At 69.5% G+C, this 18,220-nt stretch carries 19 protein-coding genes; 7 read left to right on the top strand and 12 right to left on the bottom strand.

Annotated features, from left to right (window positions below; translation table 11 throughout):
- Positions 1–104 precede the first annotated feature (104 nt).
- The 7 genes from NQ151_RS08235 to NQ151_RS08205 form a co-directional block, all read right to left on the bottom strand.
- A complete protein-coding gene (locus NQ151_RS08235) occupies positions 105–1,832 on the bottom strand; it encodes an acyl-CoA dehydrogenase family protein (protein ID WP_257527690.1) in 1,728 nt (575 codons plus the stop codon).
- A 75-nt stretch (positions 1,833–1,907) separates the two neighbouring features.
- Complete coding sequence (locus NQ151_RS08230) at positions 1,908–2,885, bottom strand: serine hydrolase domain-containing protein (protein WP_257527689.1); 978 nt, start codon at positions 2,883–2,885, stop codon at positions 1,908–1,910.
- Positions 2,886–3,086: 201 nt separating this feature from the next.
- Positions 3,087–3,458 (bottom strand): nuclear transport factor 2 family protein, encoded by a 372-nt coding sequence (locus NQ151_RS08225; RefSeq protein WP_257527688.1) that lies wholly within the window; start codon positions 3,456–3,458, stop codon positions 3,087–3,089.
- A gap of 37 nt (positions 3,459–3,495) precedes the next feature.
- Positions 3,496–4,287: a hypothetical protein gene (locus NQ151_RS08220; RefSeq protein ID WP_257527687.1), complete on the bottom strand. Its 792-nt coding sequence runs from the start codon at positions 4,285–4,287 to the stop codon at positions 3,496–3,498.
- A gap of 128 nt (positions 4,288–4,415) precedes the next feature.
- A complete protein-coding gene (locus NQ151_RS08215) occupies positions 4,416–5,279 on the bottom strand; it encodes a hypothetical protein (protein ID WP_257527686.1) in 864 nt (287 codons plus the stop codon).
- A 110-nt stretch (positions 5,280–5,389) separates the two neighbouring features.
- The gene (locus NQ151_RS08210) at positions 5,390–5,803 is read right to left on the bottom strand and encodes a hypothetical protein (protein ID WP_257527685.1); all 414 of its coding nucleotides are present in this window, start codon (positions 5,801–5,803) and stop codon (positions 5,390–5,392) included.
- On the bottom strand, positions 5,800–6,288 hold the full coding sequence (locus tag NQ151_RS08205) for a MarR family winged helix-turn-helix transcriptional regulator (RefSeq protein ID WP_257527684.1): 489 nt from the start codon (positions 6,286–6,288) through the stop codon (positions 5,800–5,802). Before NQ151_RS08205 ends, NQ151_RS08210 begins: the two co-directional genes overlap by 4 nt.
- A gap of 23 nt (positions 6,289–6,311) precedes the next feature.
- Between NQ151_RS08205 and NQ151_RS08200 the strand changes: the two genes are divergently transcribed.
- Positions 6,312–7,157 carry a DUF72 domain-containing protein gene (locus NQ151_RS08200; protein ID WP_257527683.1) on the top strand — a complete coding sequence of 282 codons (846 nt, stop codon included), beginning with the start codon at positions 6,312–6,314 and terminating at the stop codon, positions 7,155–7,157.
- Between the two features lie 130 nt (positions 7,158–7,287).
- Here the strand turns inward: NQ151_RS08200 and NQ151_RS08195 are convergent, their stop codons facing one another.
- The gene (locus NQ151_RS08195; protein ID WP_257527682.1) at positions 7,288–8,772 is read right to left on the bottom strand and encodes a lipase maturation factor family protein; all 1,485 of its coding nucleotides are present in this window, start codon (positions 8,770–8,772) and stop codon (positions 7,288–7,290) included.
- Positions 8,773–8,964: 192 nt separating this feature from the next.
- Between NQ151_RS08195 and NQ151_RS08190 the strand changes: the two genes are divergently transcribed.
- A complete protein-coding gene (locus NQ151_RS08190; RefSeq protein WP_257507822.1) occupies positions 8,965–9,204 on the top strand; it encodes a hypothetical protein in 240 nt (79 codons plus the stop codon).
- A gap of 28 nt (positions 9,205–9,232) precedes the next feature.
- Here the strand turns inward: NQ151_RS08190 and NQ151_RS08185 are convergent, their stop codons facing one another.
- The 3 genes from NQ151_RS08185 to NQ151_RS08175 are packed head-to-tail and all read right to left on the bottom strand — an operon-like array spanning position 9,233 to position 11,696.
- Complete coding sequence (locus NQ151_RS08185; RefSeq protein ID WP_257527681.1) at positions 9,233–9,544, bottom strand: hypothetical protein; 312 nt, start codon at positions 9,542–9,544, stop codon at positions 9,233–9,235.
- Between the two features lie 32 nt (positions 9,545–9,576).
- Positions 9,577–10,953: an FtsX-like permease family protein gene (locus NQ151_RS08180; protein ID WP_257527680.1), complete on the bottom strand. Its 1,377-nt coding sequence runs from the start codon at positions 10,951–10,953 to the stop codon at positions 9,577–9,579.
- Positions 10,950–11,696 carry an ABC transporter ATP-binding protein gene (locus NQ151_RS08175; protein ID WP_257527679.1) on the bottom strand — a complete coding sequence of 249 codons (747 nt, stop codon included), beginning with the start codon at positions 11,694–11,696 and terminating at the stop codon, positions 10,950–10,952. The genes NQ151_RS08180 and NQ151_RS08175 overlap by 4 nt, the downstream gene beginning before the upstream one ends.
- A 192-nt stretch (positions 11,697–11,888) precedes the next feature.
- Between NQ151_RS08175 and NQ151_RS08170 the strand changes: the two genes are divergently transcribed.
- The gene (locus tag NQ151_RS08170; RefSeq protein ID WP_257527678.1) at positions 11,889–13,961 is read left to right on the top strand and encodes a glucose PTS transporter subunit IIA; all 2,073 of its coding nucleotides are present in this window, start codon (positions 11,889–11,891) and stop codon (positions 13,959–13,961) included.
- A 31-nt stretch (positions 13,962–13,992) separates the two neighbouring features.
- Here the strand turns inward: NQ151_RS08170 and NQ151_RS08165 are convergent, their stop codons facing one another.
- A complete protein-coding gene (locus tag NQ151_RS08165; protein ID WP_257527677.1) occupies positions 13,993–14,676 on the bottom strand; it encodes a DsbA family protein in 684 nt (227 codons plus the stop codon).
- 299 nt (positions 14,677–14,975) lie between these two features.
- Between NQ151_RS08165 and NQ151_RS08160 the strand changes: the two genes are divergently transcribed.
- The 4 genes from NQ151_RS08160 to NQ151_RS08145 all read left to right on the top strand — a co-directional run bounded on the left by NQ151_RS08160 (position 14,976) and on the right by NQ151_RS08145 (position 18,207).
- On the top strand, positions 14,976–15,452 hold the full coding sequence (locus NQ151_RS08160) for a DUF2975 domain-containing protein (protein ID WP_257527676.1): 477 nt from the start codon (positions 14,976–14,978) through the stop codon (positions 15,450–15,452).
- The gene (locus NQ151_RS08155; RefSeq protein ID WP_257507829.1) at positions 15,452–15,685 is read left to right on the top strand and encodes a helix-turn-helix domain-containing protein; all 234 of its coding nucleotides are present in this window, start codon (positions 15,452–15,454) and stop codon (positions 15,683–15,685) included. The genes NQ151_RS08160 and NQ151_RS08155 overlap by 1 nt, the downstream gene beginning before the upstream one ends.
- Complete coding sequence (locus tag NQ151_RS08150) at positions 15,685–16,020, top strand: hypothetical protein (RefSeq protein ID WP_257527675.1); 336 nt, start codon at positions 15,685–15,687, stop codon at positions 16,018–16,020. Before NQ151_RS08155 ends, NQ151_RS08150 begins: the two co-directional genes overlap by 1 nt.
- Before the next feature lie 81 nt (positions 16,021–16,101).
- Positions 16,102–18,207 carry a S9 family peptidase gene (locus NQ151_RS08145; protein ID WP_257527674.1) on the top strand — a complete coding sequence of 702 codons (2,106 nt, stop codon included), beginning with the start codon at positions 16,102–16,104 and terminating at the stop codon, positions 18,205–18,207.
- The last annotated feature ends 13 nt before the right edge of the window (positions 18,208–18,220 follow it).

Genomic DNA, 18,220 nt, shown 5'->3' with positions numbered 1-18,220 from the left:
CTGCGCGAGAGCGCAGCCCCCGTCGTCGTTTTTTCACAGGCTGAGTTCGCGATGAGGGCTCCCGGCAACGCCCCTTTTTCCGCTAGGAAAGGCGCGATGACGCCTCAGCCGATCTCACCGCCGGCCACCGTCTCGGCCAGCGCGTGCACGCGGGGGAGGTGGTGGGCACCGTAGAAGTCCGCCGACGTCAGTCGTGCGGCATCCACGTCCGATGCAGTCCCACGGCCGAGCACGGCGAGCACGGCGAGGGCGTGCATCCACCCGCCTGCCAGCGTCCCGAGCAGCATCAGGTAGGGCACGCTGACGGCATACGCATCGCGCGGCGAGGCCGCGAAGCCGAGCAGGTCGGCGGTCGCGCGTCTCGATGCCTCGACGGCGCGCCGCAGCCGATCGGCCGTGCGCACGGCGACGGGGTGATCGAACCCGCGCAACTGCGCAACGGTCGCGTCCACCTGGCCGAACAGTTCCGCCACGGTGGCGCCGCTGTTGCGCAGCACCTTGCGCCCGACGAGGTCGTTCGACTGGATGGCCGTCGTGCCCTCGTAGATCGTGGTGATGCGCACATCGCGATAGTGCTGCGCGGCGCCGGTCTCCTCGATGAAGCCCATGCCGCCGTACACCTGGATGGCGTCGCTCGTCACCGCGATGGCATCCTCCGTCGTCCAGCCCTTCAGGATGGGCACGAAGAACTCGGCGAGCTTCGTCACGGAACTGTCGGACTCCGCCCGGTCGAGCAGGTCGCCGACGTAGACACCGAGCGCCCGCATCGCGAAGATCTTGCTCGACATCGACAGCAGCAGGCGGCGCACATCCGGGTGCTCGGCGATCGGGGTGCCGGTGGGGCGTTCGAGCACACCGCCCTGCAGGCGGCCGGCGGCATAGGTGGATGCCTGCTGGTACGCCCGATCGGCGATGCCGGTGGCCTGGAAACCCATGCCCGCCCGGGCGGAGTTCATCATCACGAACATCCCGGCCAGGCCCCCGCCGACCTCGCCCACGAGGTACCCGGTGGCATCCTCGTAGGCGAGCACGCAGGTGGGGCTGCCGTGGATTCCCAGCTTGTGCTCGATCGCCACGGTGGTGACGGCGTTGCGCTCACCGAGCGACCCGTCGTCGTTCACGAGGATCTTCGGCACGACGAACAGCGAGAGCCCTTTCGCGCCGTCGGGCGCCCCGGGTGTGCGGGCGAGCACCAGGTGCACGATGTTCTCGGCGATGTCGTGGTCGCCCCACGTGATGAAGATCTTCTGACCGCGCAGCGCCCAGCTGCCGTCGTCGCGGGGCGTGGCCATCGAGCGGATCGCACCGAGATCGGTGCCGGCGTCGGGCTCGGTGAGATTCATCGTGCCGGTCCACTCGCCCGAGACGAGCTTGGCGAGGTACGTCTCGCGGATACGGTCCGATGCCGCGGCATCCAGCGCGTGAATCTGCCCCGACGTCAGCAGCCAGCACAGCGCGAACGCCGCGTTCGAGGCGTTCCAGATCTCCCCGAGCCCCGCACGCACCGCACCCGGCAGACCGTCGCCGCCCGCGGAGACCGGCGCCTCGGCGGTGACCCAGCCGGCGTCCACGAACGCGCGATACGCCGCGGCGAAGCCGTCGGGCAGGTGCACCTGGCCGTCCACGAGTCGTGCTCCGACGGTGTCGCCGATCACTTCGAGAGGGGCGATGACGGATGCCGCGAAGTCGCCTGCTCCCGCGATGATGTCCGTCGCGTCCTCCGCCGTGAGCTCGCCGGCGGTGGCCCGCGCGACCAGATCGAGCCCGAACGCGTCGGTGAACAGGAACGCGTAGTCCTCGACGGGCGGGGTGTAGGGGGATGCGTCGGCCATGACGGACTCCTCGGGTTTCGACCAGTGGTACCGCGGTTCATCCTACGCGGCACTCAGTCCCATCTGGCGGCGCGCTCAGACCCCCGACACGACCGCGTTGTCGAGCTGGTCGGCATCCACTCCCGGCCGATCCACGCGGTTCGTCAGCAGCACGTAGGCCACTCCCGCCGTCGGATGCACCCAGAACTCCGTGCCAGCCCAGCCGCCGTGGCCGTACACGTCCTGGTCGATGAGGCCCGGAGCGCGGGAGCGCAGGTTCCAGGTGAAGCCCCAGTCCTGGCCGCGTGAAGCGGGGTACGGCTCGAGCCGCGGAATGTCGCCGGTGAGGGGGCGGCGCATCATCGCGAGCGTTGCGGGCCGCACGATCTCGCCGGCGTCGCGAAGCAGCGCGGAACCGATCTGCAGCAGGTCCTCTGCGCGCCCGAGAAGACCGGCCCCCGGATGCCGCAGCGCGGCGAACCGCGGCAGATCCAGTCCGTTCTTGGCCCCGTCGACGACCTCGTGCGGATTGGAGGTCTCGTCGAGCGTGAGCCCGGTGGCGCCCACCGGATCGAGGGCATCGGCGACCGCGGCATCCCACGTGCGCGACGTGCGTGCCTGGATCATCCGCGCGATGCCCTCGAACGCGATCGTGGAGTACCGCGATGCGCTGCCCGCGACGAAATCCCGCGGGCCGAGCAGGCCCGCCTCAAGCCCGGCGGCATCGTCCATCGGCGGCTCGGCGATGCCGGACGTGTGGCTGGCGAGGTGGCGCAGCCGCACGACGTCGTCCCGGTTCCTGCCGAACGCCGGGACGTCCTCCTGCAGCGGCGTCTCGGGCGTCGCGAGCCCGGCCTCGATCATGCGCGCAGCGGCCAGGCCGACCAGCGGCTTGGTGATCGAGAACAGTCGGTAGTGATCGTCCACCTGTGCCGGGCGGGCGCCGGTCGCACCGAACGCGTCGAGCGCCTGGATACCGGACGCCGTGGCCACCCCGAGCACCGCGGTCGGCAGCGCTCCCGTGTCGACCTGGCGCCGTGCCCATTCGAAGGCGTGCGAAAACGGTGCGGACAAGACGGCTCCTGACGATCGGGGTGGCGGGCGTGTGGGAACCCCGACAGCGCCCGCAGCGCCGTGAGTTCCCCGGACCCGGCCCGGCTCGAACGGGCGGCCACCCTCACCGAACTGCGGGTAGGGCGCACCCTTACCGGGTAGATGCGCCTTGGGCGGGCTCATTCGCAGGCTAGCACCGCGGTCGCTTCGCCCAGCGCGCGATCAGTCGAGCCCGGCGGGCACCACCGTTCCCTGGTGAAAGCGCAGCGCGGGCGTGCCGGTGGTGGTGTCCCAGATGGACGAGTGACGGCTGTGCTGCCCGGACTCTGTACGAAGCAGGTAGGTCACCAGCACGAGGTTCGGAGCGACCTCGTTGAAGAGCCACTCGTCCGGGTCGGGCGTGACGTGATCGCGCTCCGCCGCGAGCGCGGCGATCATCTGCTCGCGCGTCCAGCGGCGCCCCGACCGCCCGATCTCTTCGAAGTCGGCGTGCAGCAACTCCTCGACCTTCGCGCCGTCGCGCCGTGTGTCACCTGCCAGCAGCGCGAGCTCCGCATGTTTGATCGCCTGAAAACGCTCGGCTGACTCCCACATGAGTCGTCACGATAGCCCGGATCGCCGGCCTGCTCGGCTACGCGTACGATTCCGCGACGCCCAGCGGCACCCCGGCCCGCCAGTAGTGCGACGCGCACCACGCGCCGACACCGATCAGCAGGATGCCGCCGACCAGCATCAGCACGAAGGGCAGTGCTTCGCCCATGGTCAGCGGGAGGGGCGATATCCCCACCAGCAGACCACCGACTCCGGCCAGCCACAGGTCGAAGCGCCAGCGGAACGTGAACCAGCGCCAGAACCCGCTGGGCTGCTCAAGCAGGCGCGGGTCCTCTGCCGCCACCATCGCGAGGTACCGACGCTTCTTGAGGAAGGACGCGAGCAGCACACCGGCGATCGCGGCCGACAGTCCGCCGTACATGCCGAGGGTGGCCCACACGTACCCCTGCGGCATGTCGTCCACGGTGATCGGCCATCCGCCGCCCATCGCACTGACGATCGGAACGATCACCAGCGCGACCCAGAACGCCACGGCGACACCGAGCCAGAGCAGGTGCAGTCGCGGCGCGAGAATCGGCGTGATGGACACGACCGTGCCGCCCTGTAATCCCTCCCGTTCGCGGGTGCCCACCTTGCCGCGCATGATCCATCCGGTGCCGATGAAGCAGAAGGCCAGCAGCGCCAGTCCGCCTGGGACGGCGACGAAGAAGGTCGCCTCTTCGATCGCGGAGGGGGAGAGGCCGAAGAAGCCGCCCGGAACGATCACGTCCGTCTGCCACTCCGAGATCTCTTTGACGCGGGAGAAGAAGAACAGGTTCACGCCCACCGCGAGAGCGGCGAGCACAGCGATCACCAGGCCGATGACCAGCACCACGCGTGTCCACAGCGGCGCCCTGGGCGTGCGTCGTTTCGATCGGTTGTGGGGTTTCGGTCGGGTATCCGTCTGAGTATTCGACAAGCTCTCCACCTTCCTGGCAACGCGTGCCGGTTTACCGCTGACTACACGTACGACTCGCCGGCGCCGAGGGGCACCCCGCCCCGCCAGTACTGCGTCGAGCACCACAGACCCAGGCCGAGCAGCACGGCGCCGATGGCCATTCCGATGGCGAACGCCGTGACATCACCGCTGGTCAGGATGAAGAACGAGATTCCCACCGCCATGCCACCGATTCCGGCCAGCCACAGGTCGAACCGCCAACGGAACGTCATCCAGCGCCAGAACCCGCTGCTCGCCTGGAGCATGCGCGGGTCTTCCGCCTGGACCATCGCCAGGTAGCTGCTCTTCTTGAGGAACGAGGCAAGCAGCACGGCAGTGATTGCGGCTGCCAACCCGCCGTACATGGCGAGCAGGAGCGTGACGGACTCCCACGCGTCGTGCTGTAGCCCGTTCGGCCACCCACCGAGGATGGAGCTGATGGATGGAACGACGGCCAGGGCAACGAAGAATGCGGTGGCGACTGCGACCCACATGAGATGCAGTCGCGGGGCGAGAATCGGGTTGATCGAGACGAATGTGCCGCCCTGGAACCACTTCATATCGCGCACATACAGGGGGCCGCACAGTGCTCGCCCGGTGAAGATGAAGCACATTGAAACGAGAAAGAGGATGGCGGGGGCGACCGCGAAGCCTTCCAGCGCCTCGAGTTGAATTCCCGTGAGTCCGATGAAACCGGCGGGAACGGGCTCATCGGGGTGGAGGGACGAGATCCGGTGCACCAGGGAGAAGATGAGGAGAAGCGCGCCGACCACGAGCACTCCGATCACGGCGAGGCCGATGCCGATGGGTACCAGCGCCCTCATCCAGATGGGCACGGTGGCCGGTTCAGGCTGCTTCGACCGGGGATCGGTTTGCGTCTTCGACAAGCTCTCCACACACTTCTGGCACTGATGCCGATTGGAGGGGCGTCGCGTCGGTCATGAACCGCTGCGGTGTCCGCTCTTCGCTCAGGATATGGGCGCGGTGGGGTGCTGGTTTACCACGAGGCGGGTAGCGGAGCGAGGTCTGGCGCAACCCAGCCCGTCCTCGCAGCCACGCTCGCGAGCGCCGACGATCGGTAGTACCTCGACAAGAGCCGTTTGTCGAGCAGGGCGGGATTGCGTTGGATGAAATCCGAGAAGTCGCTCTCGTGGCCCGCCCTGATGTGATGGGCGACAAGTCGCACCCATGCCTGGGAGATCGTGGCGTTGTACTTCTGCGGCGCTTTCGCGTAGACGGCCGCGCGGCGGATGCCGTGACAGATGATCGTCACCGCGTGCGATTCGCCGTGCTGGCGAATCGCGAGCCACGTGAGGTGCAGGTGTTCACGATGCCCGAACCCTGAAGACGTGTCGACCTGTTCGTACAGCTCGTCGAACTGGACATCCAGATCGACGGACCCGGCGCTCACGGCGACTCCGCCGAAAGGACCCGCAGCATCCGACGCAACTGCGCGACGTCCTCCGCCGTAAGGCGAGCGCCCAGGTCGGCATCGATCTCGCTGATGGCCTTGCGAGATTCGCCGGCCAACTCCCGGCCCGCCTCGGTGAGGCCGACGACGACCGTTCGCCGATTCGTCTCGGGTGTACGCCGCGTGATCAGCCCGCGTTTGGCGAGGCGGTCGAGCAGGCTGGTCATCGTCGACGGAGGCGTCCCGATGCATCGACTGAGTTCGGACACGGTCTGCTCATCCCGTGCGGCGAGGTTGGCCAGCGCGTTGATCTCGCCGGCCGTCGATGCGACGGACCGCCCACGGACGCCGCGGCATCCGTCTCCCCAGAACAGGAAGACTCCCGGGTACAGGACGTTTCCGCCGGAATTCTCCTGTGGCGGTGAGTCTTCCTGTGTCGGGGAGACGGCGGATGCCGCACCGCGCTTTTCTAGGATGGAGAGCACGAGTCGGTGAGGGAGTGATCGAGATGAGCGCACGGGTCCGCGTCGGGATCTCCGGGTGGCGCTATCCCAGCTGGCGAGGCGACTTCTACCCGAAGGGGCTCGCGCAGGCCCGCGAACTGGCCTACGTCGGTGAGAAGATGTCGACGCTCGAGCTCAACGGATCGTTCTACTCGCTGCAGCGTCCGACCAGCTACCAGCGGTGGCGCCAGGCAGTGCCGGACGACTTCGTCTTCGCGGTGAAGGGCTCCCGCTACATCACGCACATGCTGCGGCTGCGCGGCATCGAGGTGGCGCTGGCGAACTTCTTCGCCTCCGGGGTGCTCGCGCTGGGGGAGCAGCTGGGGCCTGTCCTCTGGCAGCTGCCCGAGCGGGAGGAGTTCGACCCCGCGGGCCTGGAGGAGTTCCTCACCGCCCTGCCGCCCACGACGGGGGCGGCGCTCGAGCTCGCGCGGCGCCACGACGAGCGGCTCGACGGCCGCGACTGGCTCGAGATCGAGCGCGACGTCCCGATCCGGTACGCCTTCGAGCCGCGGTCGACGACGTACGAGGATGCTGCGGTGGCGCCGATCCTGCATGGCCACGACGTCGCGCTGGTCGTGGCCGACACGGCGGGCCGGTTCCCGGCGTTCGGCGAGGCGACGGCATCCTTCGTCTACATACGCCTGCACGGCGCGGAGGACCTCTACACCAGCGGTTACACCGACGCGCAGCTGGACGAGTGGGCCGCACGGATCGTGGCCTGGCGGGACGGCAGCGCGGACGGAACCCCGCGCGACGTCTATGTCTACTTCGACAACGACGCCCACGGTCACGCCCCGCACGACGCGCTGGCCCTCGCGCAGCGGGTCGGCGACGTGCCGACGGCCTGACGCCGCGGCATCCGTCTCCCCAGAACAGGAAGACTCCCGGGTACAGGACGTTTCGGCTGGAATTCTCCTGTACCGGTGAGTTCGCCTGTCTCCGGGAGGCGGATGCCGGGACCGCGCGGCCGCCCGACCGTCACCGCGGCAGGGCCGACAGTCCCATCGGCCGCACCAGCACCCGGCGGCGGTCGCGCACCCAACGCACCCGGTCGCGGCGGTACTCCGCGTGCGTGGCGAACCGGTAGCGGTACGACACCACCCGCACCCACCGCGGCCGCTGCTTTTCGAACGGCGCGGACCGCAGCAGCGCGAGCGTCGCGGCATCCGCCTCCAGCAACCGCACCAGCAGCACCGTGAACCAGTCATCCAGCGACCGCCCCAGCGGCAGGAACCACATCAGCCAGTCCAGCCGCAGGTGATATGGCGCGTACTGCCGCTGCACCCGCCGCACGTCGCCGGGTTTGCCCTTGAAGGTGTACTCCTGCCAGCTCGCTCCGGTCGGATCGGCATCCATCGTCGCCTCGATCACATACTCGATGCGTTCCTTGGTGACGGTGCCGAATGCGCCGTACGCGTTGGCCAGCTGCCAGCGGTTGAAGCTCGCGTTCATCAGCTGTCGGTGCGCCACGAGGTTGCGCAGCGCCGGCCAGCTGATCACGAGGTACAGCACGCCGACCCCGCACGTGACGATGAGCCACGGCAGCGGCAGCCCGTCGATGATCCAGGGCGGGTCGGATGCCGCGGGGGCGCCGGACCCGGGGATCGACACCGCCGCGAACGCCAGCACGATGCTCGCCCAGTTGAGCCACGCGAAGTTGCCGGTGAGTACGAGCCACAGCTGCGTGGCCACCACGATGCCGGCGGCGACGTTGCCGACGATCGCCGGGACGGGCCCGGGGATCCACAGTGCCAGCAGCGGTGCGAAGAGGAACCACGGCACCACCAGCTGCGAGAAGTGGTTGCCGATCACCTCCAGCTCGTGGAACGCCCGCGGCAGCAGGTGCGCCTGGCGACTGAGCGGCCCGGGCATCGGCTGCGTCTCGTGGTGGTAGGTGAGGGCGGACAGGTCCCGCCACTCGCGGCCGCCGCGGATCTTGATCATGCCGGCACCGAACTCCAGCCGGAACAGCAGCCACCACAGCAGCACGATCACCACCGTCGGCGGCGGCTGATCGTTCGACCCCAGGAACGCCGCGAGGAACCCGGCTTCCAGCAGCAGCATCTCCCACCCGAACCCGTAGAACGTCTGCCCGATGCTGACCACCGACATGTACCCCAGCCACAGCAGCAGGAAGCACGCCATCGGCAACCACGGCGGCGCGAGCTGCGGCAGGCCCGCCACCAGCGCCGCGCTCACCACGAGTCCGGCCACGCACAGCGCGACCAGCCGCCGGTCGGTGTACCGCACCCGGCGGAACAGGGTGGGCCCCACCATGCGCGCACGGCGCGCGGATGCCGCCACCCACGAGAGCAGCTCTGGGGCCGGCAGCAGCCCCCGCTCGCCCAGCAGCGCGCGGAACTGGTTGAGCGTGGACAGGAACGCGACGAAGTACAGCGCCGGGATGCCTCGTTGGAGCACCTGCCGCGCGAACTCGAAGTCGACCGCCGCGAAGCCGTCCATGGACGCACACGCTAAGGGAGCCCACGCCGGGAAAAGAGGGGGTTGCGCGCGGCGGCCATCGTTCTCCCGCGCGAGGGTAGCGTGCCGGGGCGCAGGAGGAAACCGGATGAAATCCGCTCCGTGAATGCGTCAGGATCGTGGTGCGGGGAGGCGCCCAGCACCCCGAATCACGCCACGACGAGAGGAACCGACATGAGCGACTCAGGACCCTCCGAACCCGACGACCGTTTCGACGGCGGCGTGGGCGACGGCGAAGGCACCGCCGCTGAGGCCGATGCCCGCTTCGGCGACCCGGGCCCGCAGGACGCGGCATCCGCCGGTGCGGAGGTCGGCGCGCCCGGCGTGCTGCAGCCGGAGACGCAGGGGCAGGATCCCGTCATCGCCGAACTCGGTGAAGACGGCGAAGGCGATCTCGCCCCCGAGGACATCTGACCAGACGCCGACGGCGCGCGTGTGGGGGTCAGATCTCGCCGAGGATGCTCTGCATCACTTCCAGCGAGATCTCATTGCGCTCGCCGTCGGCGCTCTCGTGGATGCGGAACGGCACGCCCTGGTCGAGCAGGAACGCCGCGGTCTTCTCCAGTCGCGGCGCGACGTGGATGTGGTCGGCGCCGAACAGCTCGCAGGTGTAGAGCGGTTCACCGGATGCCGCAGCCAACCGCATCTCGACCGTCGAGCGGCCGTTGATGCGGTACAGCGCCTGCAGCGCGGCCGGCGACAGCACGGTGACGCCGTCGAGCGTGAGCGACATCGACACGGTGGAATCGTCCATGCTCCCATCGAACCATGCCGTGGCGGCGTCGCTCACACGCCGCTGCGGCGCACGGCACGGGTGAGCGGGTCGGTCGCCGACAGGGCGAGCCCGACGACCGCGAATCCGCCGGCGAAGGTCGCCGCGACCACCAGGGTGGGAACCGGGGATGTCACGAGTGCCGATCCGACCATCGGTAGGCTCAGCGCGACTCCGACCGCGGCACCGCCCACGGCCGCCCAGCGCAGCGGCAGCATCACCCCGGTGCGGCGAGCACGCCGCAGCTCGTCCTCGGGAACGCCGAGGCGGTCAAGCCCCACGATCAGCTCGCGGTCTTCCAGCACGGATGCCGCCTGGGTGACGCCCACCGAACACGCCAGCAGCACGAACGCCGCGGCCAGCGTCACGATCACCCCGGTGCGGATGTCGGCGAGCACGGTGCCCTGCTCGTTCTCGCCGATCGTCTCCAGCAGGCCCATGCCCGCCCCCGCGACGACGGCGATGAACGCGATCATCGCGATCCCCGACACCCGGCGCCACGCCTGCCCGGCGTGGGCCGCCAGCTCGCGGCCGGCGATCAGCTGCGCCGCCGACGACGCTCGTCGCGCCAGCGAACGGCCGCGGGCGGCGACGATCGGCGTGCCGATGAGGTTCACCAGTCCCATGGCGCCGGCGAACAGCCCCATCAGCACCGCAACGCCAATGACGTCGAAGACGAGACCGATGTTCGCCACCACGGCGATCACGACGACCAGCAGCAGCAGGCCGATGACGATCAACGCGAGCCGCTTGGGCGCGGCGTTCGTCCGGCGGCGCACACCGAGCGGCGTCAGCCGCACTTTGCGCAGGCTCAGTGCCGCGCTCGTGGTGGCAAGTGCGGTGACCACGAACACTGCAGCGGCCACTGCGGGCACGCCCGCCCACACCGCGCCAATGCCGATCGGTCCGCCGAAGAACGGCAGCAGCCCCACCAGGGGGAGCAACAGCAGGTAGAGCACGACACCCCCGAGGGTTCCGAGGAACGCGGTGGTCGCCGCTTCCAGCACGGTCATCATCGACACCTCGGACGTCGTCGCGCCCAGGAGGCGCAACGTCGCGAGCCGGTCGTTGCGGCGGCGGCTGGACAGTCGAGCGGCGGCGGCCCCGAGCGTGAAGACCGGCACCGCCAGCAGCACGAGGGCCAGCGTCGCGAGCATGCCGTACAGCACGTCCCCGTTCGTGCGCGGGTCGGTGTGGAACATGATCGTGCCGCCGACGACCACCAGCAGCAGCGCGGTGGTCACGGCGAACGCGATGACCGGAAGCACGAGGGCGGCCCGGCCCTGGCGGGAGGGCCGCGCGAGCAGCGCGGTGAGGGTCGCCACGCGGCGAAGTGACCCGGAGGACCGCGCCGCCGGCGGGGTCAGGACGGATGCCGCGATGACGCTCATCGACCGGCTCCGGCGACCGTCGTGGCATCCGACCCGGCGGCCGGCGTCGCCTGGCCGACGATGCTGCCGTCACGCATGTGCAGCACGCGGTCGCAGCGCGCCGCGACCTCGGCATCGTGGGTGACGACCACGAGGCTCCGGCCCTGACCGGTCGTGGCGTGCAGCAGTGCCGTCATCACCTCGGTGGACGTCGTCGAGTCCAGCGCGCCGGTGGGCTCGTCGGCGAACACGATGGCGGCACCGGTCACCTGGGCGCGCGCGATGGCGACCCGCTGAGCCTGTCCGCCCGAGAGTTGCCCGATGCGGCGATCTTCCATGCCGGCCAGTCCCAGCGCCGCCAGCCAGCCGGCGGCATGCTGCTCGGCCTGCCGGCGCGCGACGCCGGTGACCAGCAGTGGCAGCGCGACGTTTTCGACCGCGGTCAGTTCCGGCAGCAGCAGATGCTCCTGGAACACGAACCCCACCCGCGAGCGGCGCACCGCCGATCGCTCGTCCTCGCTCATGCCGGCCAGCTCCAGCGGCGCCGCACCGGGCACGCCGAGTCGCACCGACCCGGCATCCGGAGCGATCACGGCGGCGAGGCAGTGCAGCAGGGTGGTCTTGCCGGATCCCGAGGCGCCCATCACCGCGACGGACTCGCCGCGGGCGATGGTCACGTCCACGCCGGCGAGCGCTGTCAGGGGGCCGTACCGCTTGATGAGCCCGGTGGCGACCAGGGCGAAGGTGTCAGAAGTGTTGTTCACCCTGCCAGTCTTCGCACTCGCGCGCGCCGCGTCGTCGGCCCCGGGAGGTATGCGGCATCCACCGCGCGGATGATTCACGACCCCCCCTCGACCCGTCTGCGATCCCGGGTTAGAGTCGCGGGCGATGGCCCTGGATGCCGCGCCGACCGGTCCCGATCGACCCGCGCACCCGTCGCGAAGGGAGTGGTTCCCATGTCCGACAGCCCCGCAGCCGAGATCGTCGAGAAGGTCGGCGGACCCGGAAACATCGAGAGTCTCACCCACTGTGCGACCCGCCTGCGATTCCAATTGCGCGACGGCGACCTGGCGGACCAATCCGCCGTCGAGGCGATCCCCGGCGTCATGGGCGCCGTCCCTCAAGCCGGTGACCGCTTCCAGGTCGTGATCGGCGGCGGGGTGCAGACCGTCTACAACGACATCATGGCGCTGCCGACGATGACCGGTGATGCCGAAGGCGACGTCGACGACGCCGCAGCCATCAAGGCGCGGGAGCGCGCCAAGGGCCCTCGCGGCAAGTTCGCGTGGCTCGACACGCTGTTCGAGTTCCTCTCCGACTCGTTCCGCCCGATCCTGGGAGCCCTGCTGGGCGCGTCGCTGTTCATCACCTTCATGGCGCTCATGGCCACGCTCGGGGTCATCCCCTCGTGGAACGCGCCGGGTGTCGTGCTGGAGCCGTCGTGGGCGTTCATCAACCTGATGTGGCAGTGCGTGTTCATCTTCCTGCCGCTCATGGTCGCCTACAACGCGTCGCAGAAGATCGGCGCCGACCCGTGGGTCGGCTTCGCGATCATGGCGGTGGTGATGCTGCCGGGATTCCTGGCGCTCGGGCAGGATGCCACCGCGCAGCAGATCGTCTTCCTCGGCTCGGAGATCACCACGGTGCCGATCTTCGGCATCCCGCTGACCATCTTCGACTACAACTCGCAGGTGTTCCCGCCGCTGCTGATGGCCGCCGTTCTCGGGCCGCTGTGGAAGGGCCTGAAGAAGATCATCCCCGACAACCTGCACCTCATCTTCGTGCCGTTCCTGGCGATGCTGGTGATGATCCCGCTGACGGCCTTCCTGATCGGACCCATCGGCGTCTACGCCGGTGCAGGGCTGGCGAACCTGCTCAGCTCGATCAACAACTTCTCGCCGTTGATCTTCGCCATCGTCATTCCGCTGGCCTACCCGTTCATGGTGCCGCTGGGACTTCACTGGCCGGTCAACGCGATCATGCTGCTGAACATCCAGACGCTCGGATACGACTTCATCCAGGGCCCGATGGGCGCCTGGAACTTCGCCTGCTTCGGGGCGACGGCGGCCGTGCTGGTGCTGGCGTGGCGCGAACGCGACCAGGTGATGAAGCAGACCGCGACCGGCGCTCTCGCCGCCGGCCTTCTCGGTGGCATCTCGGAACCGTCGCTGTACGGCATCCATCTGCGCTTCAAGCGGATCTATCCACGCATGCTCGTCGGCTGCTTCGTCGGCGGACTCATCATCGGCATCGGCGGTGGGGTGCGAACCGAGGCGTTCGTCTTCACGTCGCTGCTGACGATCCCGGCCTTCCAGCCGATCATCCTGTACGGCATCGCGGTGGCCGCGGCCTTCATCACCTCGATGGTGCTCGTCATGATCTTCGGCTACAAGCCGAAGGAGCCGGTCGAAGCTCCGGCCGAGGCCACCACCGCGAGCGCTCCCGCCGGTGCGAGCGCGCCCACGACCACGGCGTCGACGACGGCGGGCGGGGCCGGCACGGCCGGAGCGGCCACCGCCACCGCAACGCTCGCGGGGCCCGGGACGACGTCAGAGGTGGCAGCGGCGCTGCAGGTCATGTCGCCGCTGGACGGCACGGCCGTCGCCCTGTCGGAGGTACCCGATCCGGTGTTCGCGGGCGGCACGATGGGGCCGGGGGTGGCGATCGAGCCCACCGGCGACACCGTCTACGCCCCTGGTGCCGGTACGGTCGCCGCGGCCCAGCCCACCGGTCACGCCTTCGGGCTCGTGCTCGACGGCGGTATCGAGCTGCTCATCCACGTCGGCATCGACACCGTGAACCTCAAGGGCGAGGGGTTCGACGTCAAGGTGAAAAACGGGGATCGCATCGAGGTGGGAACGCCGCTGGTGACCTTCGACCGTGCGGTGATCGAGAAGGCCGGCTATCCGCTCATCACCCCGGTGATCGTGCTCAACGCCGACCAGTTCGACGCCGTCGATCCGATCGCGCTGGGCCCGACCACGGCCGGTGCGCCGCTGCTGTCGGTGGAGACGAAGGCCGGATCGTAGCGGTCGGGTGGGTTGCCCCGGGTTGCGGGGCTCAGTTGCCCGCTGCCGCCACGACCTCGCGCAGGCGCTCGCCGTCGGTGCCGTCCTCGCGGATCTCGAACGTGGTGCCGTCGACGACCAGGAGCGGGACATGGTCGACGGCGGTGTCGCTGGCGACCACCTCGCCCAGCCAGTGATCGTTGCTCGCCTGCACCCACGTGCCCATCGTCTGGCCCTTGACGCCGTCGGCGAGGTCGGCTTCGACGCCGGCCTCGGCGGCGAAGTCGAGCAGGGCGTCATCGGTGGGAGCGCCGTCGGCGTCGACCTGGTTGGCCTGTAGCAGCGAGTACAGGGGGAGTACGGCGTCGAGTTCACCGGCATCCGCCGTCAGCGCCAGCAGGTTCGCGGCGCGGGTGGAGTAGTCGGTGGTGTCGCCGCGCTTCTCGCTGACGTAGTTCATCGGGTGGATGGCCAGCGTGACGGTGCCCTCATCGACCCATCCGGCGATGTTCTCACCGGTGGCCTCATCCAACACCGCGCAGTGCGGGCACGACAGGTCCGTCCACAGCTCGATCGCGATCGACCCGTCGCCGAGCACGATCCCGTCGGCGGCGACCAGCGAGCTCTCCGCAGGGGGCGGCGCGGCCGACTCGGGGGCCTTGGCGGTGCAGGCGGTGAAGGCGAAGACGGTGGCCGCGACCAGCGCGACGAGGGCGAGGGGGCGGTGTGGTCTCACCTTTCGTTCTTACCGCGCCGCGGGCGATCCGCCACGTCTGTCGTGGGGGATCTACGAACGGCATCCCCCTTGTGGTCTGACCACATGGAGAACCTCTACGGATGCCCCTCGGGGGCCGGGGTTCACCTGTCGCGCGCTGTCCCTTCGCGGGTGAGGCGCCCGCATCACGCGACAGGCGAGCGCGGATGCTGCCACCGCCGTCGCCGCGAAATGAGCGGTGGAGAGGCTTTCGCGAAGCGGCACCATCGCGCTACTATCGTTTTTCGATAGCCGACGACCGATAGACGATAGGTCAGCTCATGAGATCTCCTCTTGTCACAGTGACGAAGGCGTTGATCGTCGTGCTGTGCGCGACCGTGGTCGCCTGCCAGGTCTGGATGGTGCCGATGATCGCGGCCGGGTTCGCGACGACGGCGCCCGAGTTCGCCCATCTCGAGACGCCAGGCATCGTGCTTGTCGGCGCGCTGCTGGCATGCGGCGAAGTGGTGCTCGTGTCGGTGTGGCGGCTGCTCACCTTCGTCTCCCGCGACAGTGTGTTCGACGCGCACTCGTTCCGATGGGTCGACGCGATCATCGCCGCGGTAGCCGCAGCCGGAGTGATCGTCGTCGTCGGGATGACGGTCATCGGCGACGCGCAGGCGGGGAGTCCGTTCCTCGCGTTGACCGGCACTATCGCGCTGGTCACCATCGTCGGGCTCGCCCTCGTCGTCCTGGTGATGCGCAGGCTGCTGCGGCAGGCGACGGCGCTGCGGCTGGAGATGGCCGAGGTGGTCTGATGCCGATCATCGTCGACCTCGATGTCGAGCTCGCCAAGAAGAAGATGAGCGTGTCCGAACTCGCCGCCGCGATCGAGATCACCCCGGTCAATGTCTCCGTGCTCAAGAACGGCCGCGCGAAAGCGGTACGGTTCTCGACCCTCGACGCGATCTGCCGAGTGCTCGACTGCCAGCCCGGCGACATCCTGCGTTGGGTGCCCGAGACCGTGCCGGTACCCGAAGGGACGCGATAATGACCCGCCGCATCGTGATCGCGGCCGCAATCGCGGCGGCGGTCCTGGTTCAGATCACGGGGTGCGGCACGAATCCCGAAGAGGATTACCTCAGGGCTCTCGATCAGAGCGCACCTGCCCTGTACGCAGCGCATTCCAGCCGGGACTTGGCAGCGAGGGGCCGCGAGGCGTGCAACGCACTGGCGACCGATGCGCTCCCGACACTCTTCGATGGACGGGTCGCAGACGGCTCGAGTGGCGCCACGGAATGGACTCGCATCCTCGACGCCGCGGTTGACACCCTCTGCACCGAGCACCGGAATCAGCTTGATGAGTGGATGAACGGGCACAAGTAGCCCGTGAGTAGAAATCCGGCCTCCGGGGGCGGGTCGGCTGACGGTCCGGGCGCCGGTGCGGGTGTTGCTAGCGTGGAGCGCGTGCCGACGACGCCCTTCGAATCCCTTGCCGACTACATCGCCCTCCCTCGCATCGAAGGGCTCGCGCTTTCCCCGGACGGCACCCGGGCGGTGCTGACCGTCGCCACGCTGACGAAGGATGCCACCGGCTACGAGCGCTCGCTCTGGCAGGTCCCCGCGAGCGGTGACGGCACCCCGCGACGCCTCACCCGGTCGGCCAAGGGCGAGTCCGGTGCCGCGTTCCTCCCCAGCGGCGATCTGCTCTTCGTCTCGGCGCGTCCCGACACCGAGGCCGAAGACAGCGAGGACGCCGGGCAGCTGTGGCTCCTCCCCGCAGCCGGCGGGGAAGCGCGCCCCATCACCCGGCTCGCGGGCGGAGTGACCGACATCGCCGCCGTCGCCGAGGCGGCCGAGCGCCTTGTGATCGCAGCCGATCTGCTGCCGTCGGCGCAGACCCTCGAAGACGACGCCCGCCTGCGCGCCGAGCGCACCAAGCGCAAGGTGTCGGCGATCCTGCACGACACCTACCCCGTGCGGCACTGGGACCACGACCTCGGTCCCGCCGAGCCGCACCTGCTCGCGCTCGATCTCGCCGACCTCTCCGACACCCTGGCCGTCCTGGCCGACGAACCCGCAGGTGAAGAATCCGACCCGGCCGGCGCAACGGATGCCGAGAAGGCGAGGCCCTACCCGGTCACCCTGCCCCGCCCGGTCGACCTCACGCCGCGCCCCGGTCGCACCGCCGACACCGCAGGTACCGCCGTCACTCCCGACGGCGCGACCGTCATCGCGGCCATGTACGTCCCCTCGGGTCTGACCGGTCGCTACCGGCTGGTGTCGATCGACGTCGTCACCGGCGCGCACACGGTGCTGCGCGACGAAGAGGGCGTCGACTTCGAAGCACCCGCGATCAGCCATGACGGCGCGATGGTGGCGTACGTGCGGACGGTGAAGACCACCCCGGCCGGACCCACGGAACAGGAGTTGTGGGTGAGTGGGGTCGACGGCTCGTCGCCCCGCCGCATCGCTGCGGACTGGGACCGGTGGCCCAGCGGCATCCAGTTCGATCACGACGACCGGGCGCTCGTGGTGACCGCCGATTCCGACGGGCGGGGTCCGGTGTTCCGGGTGCCGCTGGAGGGCGGCCCGGTGCAGCAGGTGACCCACGACGACTTCACCTATACGCACGTCCGCGTCGATCGGCACACCGGTGACCTCGTGGCCCTGCGGTCGTCGTGGGTGACGCCGTCGCACCCGGTGCGCATCGCGCGCGACGGTGCGGTCACGCCGCTTGCCTCCCCGGCGCCGGTGCCGTCGGTGCCTGCGACGATGACCGAGGTCGACACCATGGCCGCCGACGGCGCGCGCGTGCGTGGCTGGCTGCTGCTTCCGGAGGGCGCCTCGGCACAGTCTCCGGCGCCGCTGCTGCTGTGGATTCATGGCGGCCCGCTCAACAGCTGGAACGCGTGGAGCTGGCGCTGGAACCCCAACCTCGCTGTCGCGCGGGGATACGCCGTGCTGCTGCCGGACCCTGCCCTGTCCACCGGGTACGGCCTCGACTTCATCGCGCGCGGCTGGAACAGCTGGGGCGCGGCGCCCTTCACCGATCTCATGGCGATCACGGATGCCGTGGAAGCGCGGGCCGACATCGACCAGACCCGCACCGCGGCGATGGGCGGCTCGTTCGGTGGCTACATGGCCAACTGGGTGGCCGGACACACCGACCGTTTCCGGGCGATCGTCACGCACGCGAGCCTGTGGGCACTGGACCAGTTCGCCGGCACCACCGACCACGCCGGGTACTGGAAGAGCATCTTCACGACCGAGGCCATGGTCGAGAACTCACCGCACCGGTCGGTGGCGGAGATCCGCACGCCGCTGCTGGTCATCCACGGCGACCGCGACTACCGGGTGCCGATCGGCGAGAGCCTGCGCCTGTGGGCGGAGCTGATGGAGCATCACGGCAACGACGACGGCACCACCGTGCACCGGTTCCTGTACTTCCCCGACGAGAACCACTGGGTGCTCAAGCCCCAGCACGCCGTGCTCTGGTACGAGACGGTGTTCGGGTTCCTCGCCGAGCACGTGCGCGGCGAGGCCGCGGACCGGCCCGCCGGCCTCGGCTGACGCGGCCCCGCGA

It is taken from the genome of Microbacterium sp. zg-YB36 (assembly GCF_024623575.2).
Lineage (GTDB): Bacteria > Actinomycetota > Actinomycetes > Actinomycetales > Microbacteriaceae > Microbacterium.
The sequence above is the reverse complement of the archived record's forward strand: the minus strand, read 5'-3'. Positions and strand labels throughout refer to the sequence as shown.

What these genes read in the sequence shown, in the direction of transcription:
- NQ151_RS08235 (WP_257527690.1), bottom strand. Translation starts at nt 1,832, where the DNA reads ATGGCCGACGCATCCCCCTACACCCCGCCCGTCGAGGACTACGCGTTC.
- NQ151_RS08225 (WP_257527688.1), bottom strand. Translation starts at nt 3,458, where the DNA reads ATGTGGGAGTCAGCCGAGCGTTTTCAGGCGATCAAACATGCGGAGCTC.
- NQ151_RS08200 (WP_257527683.1), top strand. Translation starts at nt 6,312, where the DNA reads ATGAGCGCACGGGTCCGCGTCGGGATCTCCGGGTGGCGCTATCCCAGC.
- NQ151_RS08195 (WP_257527682.1), bottom strand. Translation starts at nt 8,772, where the DNA reads ATGGACGGCTTCGCGGCGGTCGACTTCGAGTTCGCGCGGCAGGTGCTC.
- NQ151_RS08190 (WP_257507822.1), top strand. Translation starts at nt 8,965, where the DNA reads ATGAGCGACTCAGGACCCTCCGAACCCGACGACCGTTTCGACGGCGGC.
- NQ151_RS08185 (WP_257527681.1), bottom strand. Translation starts at nt 9,544, where the DNA reads ATGGACGATTCCACCGTGTCGATGTCGCTCACGCTCGACGGCGTCACC.
- NQ151_RS08180 (WP_257527680.1), bottom strand. Translation starts at nt 10,953, where the DNA reads ATGAGCGTCATCGCGGCATCCGTCCTGACCCCGCCGGCGGCGCGGTCC.
- NQ151_RS08170 (WP_257527678.1), top strand. Translation starts at nt 11,889, where the DNA reads ATGTCCGACAGCCCCGCAGCCGAGATCGTCGAGAAGGTCGGCGGACCC.
- NQ151_RS08160 (WP_257527676.1), top strand. Translation starts at nt 14,976, where the DNA reads ATGAGATCTCCTCTTGTCACAGTGACGAAGGCGTTGATCGTCGTGCTG.
- NQ151_RS08155 (WP_257507829.1), top strand. Translation starts at nt 15,452, where the DNA reads ATGCCGATCATCGTCGACCTCGATGTCGAGCTCGCCAAGAAGAAGATG.
- NQ151_RS08150 (WP_257527675.1), top strand. Translation starts at nt 15,685, where the DNA reads ATGACCCGCCGCATCGTGATCGCGGCCGCAATCGCGGCGGCGGTCCTG.